The organism is Cupriavidus basilensis (assembly GCF_029335485.1).
Classification (GTDB): Bacteria; Pseudomonadota; Gammaproteobacteria; order Burkholderiales; family Burkholderiaceae; genus Cupriavidus; species Cupriavidus basilensis_E.
Genome location: NZ_JARJLM010000712.1, coordinates 1 through 5,578, shown reverse-complemented (window position 1 = coordinate 5,578; position 5,578 = coordinate 1). Strand labels below are relative to the sequence as shown.

Below are 5,578 nucleotides of genomic sequence, written 5' to 3'. Positions count from 1 at the left end.
CCAGGAATCCCGGCATCGCGCCAGCAATCTGCCGCATGCCCAGGCTGCCGCCGGGCCCCAGCGCAGAGAACAGCACCATCGGCAAAGGCCGGAGATAGGCCAGCAGGAAGGCCACGCCGAAACTCAGCGCCAGCAGTTCAAAGGGCGGCAGGCGGCGAGCCTGGGCGGTCAGCAGCGGCAGCGTGGCCCACAGCAGCAGGGCGAAGGCACCGACGGCGGTCGGGCTGATGCGCGCGCCCCTGGACGGGCTGGCAGGCGGGGAACGGGTCGGCATGGTGGCAGTATCCGGAGTGGGCGCGGGAAGCACCCGCATGCCTGGATCCTGGCAACGGCGCCGGTCGCCGTCTTGGCAAAAACGGATTCTTTTCGGTGTGTGCGAATTTGGACTTCACAAACCTTAAAAAGGCGCGCTATAATCACGCCCTTCGCATCACGAACCACAATGATTGCGAAGCAAATGTATATGTCCCCTTCGTCTAGAGGCCTAGGACATCACCCTTTCACGGTGAGTACAGGGGTTCGAATCCCCTAGGGGACGCCAGATTTCGAGAGTCGGCCAAAGCCGGCACTTGGCAAGTGCGTCGCAGCCGGTGCAAACCGGCTTGCAAAGCCAACACGGAGTGGTAGTTCAGTTGGTTAGAATACCGGCCTGTCACGCCGGGGGTCGCGGGTTCGAGTCCCGTCCACTCCGCCAGCACGGCCTGGATCCGCTCCAATCCAGCGTATCTCCAGGATCGGGGCAGTAGCGCAGCAGGGCTTCGTATCAGCCTGGCAGCCGCAACCCCGAGAGAACGTAGCCCACCATCAGGTGGGCTATTTTTTTGCCCGTTTTCCGGCGTTTCCTCCGTCATTCCCAAGCTTTCCTGCACGGCCGTCACCGGATATCCGCCATCACGGCGCGGGGCAGCGCGGCATCCGGACCACGAAACACGAGCCCTGCCCGTCCTTGCTGGTGACCGAAACCTCGCCGCGATGCAGGTCGACCGCCAGCTTGACAAGATACAGGCCCACGCCCGCCCCCGCCGTGCCGGCGACATTGCCGCCACGGACAAAGCGCTCGAAGATGTGGCCGAGGTCCTTGTCCGGGATACCCATGCCGCGGTCGGTCACGGCCACGGATACCGCGTGCGCGTCGCCCGACACGCGCACGGTGACCGGCGCGTACGCGGGCGAGTATTTGATCGCGTTGCCGATCAGGTTGCTGAACGCCTGGAACAGGAGCTTGGCGTCGCCGTGGAACACCTCCTCGACACCGGGGTCGATCACTTCCTCGATCGCAGCATTGGGAGAACTCTCGCGGTGCATCTCGCAGACCTCGTGCAGCAGGAGCGTGAGGGAGAAATCGACGCCTTGCAGCGTCGCAAGGCGGCCCCCGTCCAGCCATTGCGAGGAGTCGAGCAAATGGTCGATCAGGCTGATCATGCGTTGCACGGCGACACGGATGCGCCCGCAGCGCTCGGCGATGGCTTCGGCGGAGGGCGGTTCCTTCATGCGCGCCAGCCGCTGCGCATGGCCGTCGATCACATTCAACGGCGTGCGGAATTCATGCGAGGCCATCGAGACGAAATTGCGCTGGAGTACCGCCAGGCGCCGCTCGTTCTCCAGCGTGTCCTGCAGCTTCGTGGTCTGGGCGGCCAGCGCCGCCTTGCTGCGCTCCAGTTCGATCGTATTGTCGCGGAAGCGCACCACGGCCCGGGCGATTTCGCCAATCTCGTCCCTGCGCCCGGCGCCGGGAATATCCACGTGCGGCACGTTATCGGTGATGCTGTGCATGCGGTCCACCAGCACCGCCATGGGCTTGGACACCGCCCGCACGAGATAGGCCACGGCGGCGATGACCAGGAAACCCGACACCAGGATCGCGCCTGCGATCAGCTGCCGGGCCTCGCGGTAGGCATCCGCTTCGCGCTCGGTCGCCTCCGCGGCGCCGGCCACGTTGCGCTGCGTCAGGACGCCGAGCGTGCCGTTGGCCTGCTCGAAGGCGCGGCGCGAATCGCCGCGGTACAGGGCCACTGCTTCGGTGGTGTCCTTCTGGTGGGCCAGTGCCACCACCCGCCCCACCAGTTGCCGGTAAGCGGCCCATTGCGTCATGAACTGCTCGTAGAGCGCCAGCTCGGCCGGATCGTGCTCGATCTTTCCGTAGCGGGCCTCGACCTCCCTGATCACGCCGTCCAGCCTGTCGATCTGCCCTTCGGCGGCGCGCAGGTCGGAGCGCGAGGTCGCGATCAGCGCATCGGCTTCAAAGGCGCGGTAGTCGGAAATATAATTGTTGAGGTCGCCCAGGATGCGGTTGCTTTGCAGCCAGCGGCCACTGATCTGCGCGGACACGCTATGAAAGTTGCTGAGCCGGTCGATGCCAAACAGCCCCACGCCCACCACCAGCAGCAAGAACAGCACGAACACCAGTGACAGCCGCACGCGAATCGGCCGCAGCATGGGCACGGAATCGGGCAGCCCGGCAAGGCGCCGCCCCAGGCTCCGGCGCACCCGGCGGCTGGCGGGTGCCGGACGAGTCGAGTGATTCATAAGATTTTTTTCCTGAATTTCGCTACCCTCGAGGCAGCCGCCACGCTTTTCGTCGCCCGCCGACCCGCGCCGACGGGCACCGGAAGACCACGCCTGCCGCTACCGAGACCACCATGAACGATGCCAACCGGAAGATCCTCTGCATCGAGGACGACCCCGAAACGGCCGACCTGATTGCCGAAGAGCTGATCGAGCGGGGCTTTGCCGTCAGCGTCGCGCACGACGGCGAGCAAGGCTTTGCCGCGATCCTGCGCGACGCGCCCGACCTCGTCCTCTGCGACGTGAGTATGCCAGTGATGACGGGCTTCGAACTGCTGGAGAAGCTCGTTTCCCTGGCACCGCGCTTTGCCGACATGCCCTTCGTCTTCCTGACGGCGCTGGCCCAGCGCGAAGCCGAACTCAAGGGCCGCCGGCTCGGCGCCGATGACTACGTGACCAAGCCGGTCGACTTCGACATCCTCACCAGCATCGTCGAGGCACGCCTTGCCAGGGTGGCCCGCACGCGGCACGCCTTGCCTGCCGTCCATCTCAGCGAGCGGGAGGTGGAGACGCTGGTGTGGTCTGCCCGCGGCAAGACCTCCGGAGAAATCGCGACCATCCTGGGCCTGTCCAAGCGTACCGTCGATTTCCATATCGACAACGCCCGCCTGAAGCTGGGGGTTGCCACGCGTATCGAAGCCGTGGTCAAGGCCGCCTCGGCCGGCATCATCAAGCCATAGCGCGGTAGCCCGCCCGGCACGGCGGCCAGGGCTCCCGCACCGCTGCCGCAGCCCCCCCGGTGCCGCTCCTGCGCGGGGCGCAGGGACTGGCGCGCGGCGTGTCTACTGTGAACAATCACAGTACGCGGCGAGATCCATTACGCATAAAATCCGTGCAGTTCCATCCTTCCCGGGTACGGGTTGGCGGAATGAAGTGCTCCAGGCGGCATAAAACGCCGCCTGCCGACATACCGCCGCGCCGCATGTCAATGCCACGCGGCACAGGTATCGATTGAACCACTGGTCACGCGGATCGCGTCACCACACCCCTACAGCAGGTGGAAAGCCAGCCGTCGTTCCTGGCGTGCAGGCTGATTCCGCTCGCGCCTACGTATATGAGCAGATCGCAACAGCAGCAGCCTACGCCGGCCGAGAGGGATCTTCCGCATACATCCAGCGCGATGGGTGCGTCTCTCTATGCGGACGAGTTTCGCCGGGCGACCACGCTGATCCACGTACGCGCCAGCGGCTCGGCCGACGACGCCCTGACGGCGTTCCTGTTGTCGGCATGGCGCAAGCTCCATGCCGCCAGCCGGCGCCCCCCCGCCTGCCCGCGTTGCCACGCCCGCGGCGCCGCCTGCGCCTGCGACGGCACCGATAACAGCGGACTGCCGCTTTTTCAATGCGCGGGTTGCCGCCAGCGCTTCAACCGGCTGACCGGCACGCCCATGGCACGGCTCAGGCTGGAGGACAAGGCAGAAGCGTTCTTCAACCTGGCATCGCAGCAGGTGCCGGTTGCCGAAGCAGCGCGGCGCCTGGCGATCAAGAGCGAAACCGTCAGGCACTGGTCGATCCAGACACGCCTGTGGCTGCTGGCGCTGGATCCTCAAGGCGACTGGGAGCGCCGCGTGCAGCTCGGTGTGCGCTATGCGGTGTTGCCGGCAAGTGCGCGCAGCGAATCCATGCGAGCGGTACCTGGATGCAAGTGTTTCGTGGCATCCGAAGACAGCGACGCCTTCGGTGATTCGGGCGACGCGCCATTGCTGGTACGTGTCTGCCCTTTATGCGAGCAGACAGCGCATTAGCCTGATGGTGCTGGCTTTTGGCAAGCTGAAAGTCTTGCTTCTCCAGATGACATGCGGCCGTAATTTCTCATGGATACGATGCATTTTTATTAAATCATCATTCCATAAAATACGCGCCCTTTTCCCGTAACGTGCGCCGGACCAAGCGCATCCCGCGTACGTGTATCTTGCAGCCCCACGGCATGCCGGCGCGCCTGGTGCAATGCCGCACTCTCCTGTCATGTGGCGCGACGTCACGCTCCGCGCGGACAGGACGAGAAGAAAATCCTATTTCCATATGACGCAATGACGCACCGGCTCAGGCCTCCCCCGTAATCCGGGGGCTTCCTTGCAGGATATTAAAAAACACTAGGGTAAGCACCTAAATCCAGAAAGCTCTTCGAAATGGGATGGAAGGCTAATTGAAAGCTTGTCCTGTCATAAATACACGCGAAGTAGCGATGGGAGCCTTTATGAGAAAAAATCCAACTAAAAGCAAAGTTGGAACAGCCGTACTGTTGATCTGTGCGGCCCGGGTCGCCTGGGGCGTGGACCTGAGCGGAGATACCAATCCCGTACCTCTGGCACCGGCCGTACCGGCTACCAGGAAGCCCGCGCCGGCCGGCGAGAAGCCGCCCGCCAGCGGGTGGAACAAGCCGGCTGCGGCGGCGCAGGGCACCGCCACGTCCACCGCCCCGGCCGCGGCCTTGAGCCCCGAGGAGAAGACCAAGGGCCTGGTCGGGCCCGGCTTTTCCCTGTGGGAGCTGTCCGAGGAGTTGCGCGCCAACAATCCGCAGCTGATCCAGGCACGCTCGCTCTATATGGCGGCCAAGGCCATCGTCCCGCAGATCGCCGCGCCCAACAATCCGCAGGTCGGCTTCATCTGGGGCAACCTGCCCAAGAACAGCCCGCTGGCACTGGCCCGCGCGGAGTCCTTCAGCTATACCCTCACCCAGTCCTTCCCCTTCCCCGGCAAGAAGGCCCTGGCCGCCGATATCGCCAACACCCAGGCCGAGTCGATCGACGCCCAGCGCGACGCCCTGTACCTCCAGCTTTACGCCCAGCTCAGCACCACCTACTTCCAGGCCCTCGCGCAAAAGGCCCAGCTCGACGTGCTGCGCCTTAACCTCAAGCGCCTCGAGCAGGTCAAGCAGGTCGCGCGCATCCGCTACGCCAACAATGCCGCCGGCTATGTCGACTACCTCAACGCCCAGGTCGCCCAGAGCAGCGCACAGAACGATATGTTCGGCCTGGAGCGCCAGTACGACAACGCGCTCAAGTCCATCAACA

At 64.6% G+C, this 5,578-nt stretch carries 4 protein-coding genes, 2 tRNA genes and 1 pseudogene; 5 read left to right on the top strand and 2 right to left on the bottom strand.

What is annotated here, in order from left to right; genetic code table 11:
• Nucleotides 1–274, bottom strand: a pseudogene (locus P3W85_RS43820) (hypothetical protein); the annotation flags it as partial.
• 191 nt (nt 275–465) lie between these two features.
• Between P3W85_RS43820 and P3W85_RS43815 the strand changes: the two are divergent.
• Together P3W85_RS43815 and P3W85_RS43810 are read left to right on the top strand one after the other, a co-directional pair.
• Nucleotides 466–541: transfer RNA gene (locus P3W85_RS43815), tRNA-Glu, on the top strand.
• 76 nt (nt 542–617) lie between these two features.
• A tRNA-Asp gene (locus tag P3W85_RS43810) sits at nt 618–694 on the top strand.
• 197 nt (nt 695–891) lie between these two features.
• On the opposite strand, the gene P3W85_RS43805 is transcribed toward P3W85_RS43810, so the two are convergent.
• Nucleotides 892–2,526: an ATP-binding protein gene (locus P3W85_RS43805; RefSeq protein WP_430869724.1), complete on the bottom strand. Its 1,635-nt coding sequence runs from the start codon at nt 2,524–2,526 to the stop codon at nt 892–894.
• A gap of 113 nt (nt 2,527–2,639) precedes the next feature.
• Between P3W85_RS43805 and P3W85_RS43800 the strand changes: the two genes are divergently transcribed.
• From P3W85_RS43800 to P3W85_RS43790, 3 genes are all read left to right on the top strand, one after another.
• Nucleotides 2,640–3,245: a response regulator transcription factor gene (locus P3W85_RS43800; protein WP_017226906.1), complete on the top strand. Its 606-nt coding sequence runs from the start codon at nt 2,640–2,642 to the stop codon at nt 3,243–3,245.
• A 374-nt stretch (nt 3,246–3,619) separates the two neighbouring features.
• Nucleotides 3,620–4,309, top strand: a complete 690-nt coding sequence (locus tag P3W85_RS43795; protein ID WP_276269414.1) for a DUF746 domain-containing protein — start codon at nt 3,620–3,622, stop codon at nt 4,307–4,309.
• Between the two features lie 497 nt (nt 4,310–4,806).
• The coding region (locus P3W85_RS43790; protein WP_276269413.1) for a TolC family protein at nt 4,807–5,578 on the top strand (772 nt) is incomplete at its 3' end.

Coding starts and splice junctions, on each gene's coding strand:
- P3W85_RS43805 (WP_430869724.1), bottom strand. CDS start 2,526: ATGAATCACTCGACTCGTCCGGCACCCGCCAGCCGCCGGGTGCGCCGG.
- P3W85_RS43800 (WP_017226906.1), top strand. CDS start 2,640: ATGAACGATGCCAACCGGAAGATCCTCTGCATCGAGGACGACCCCGAA.
- P3W85_RS43795 (WP_276269414.1), top strand. CDS start 3,620: ATGAGCAGATCGCAACAGCAGCAGCCTACGCCGGCCGAGAGGGATCTT.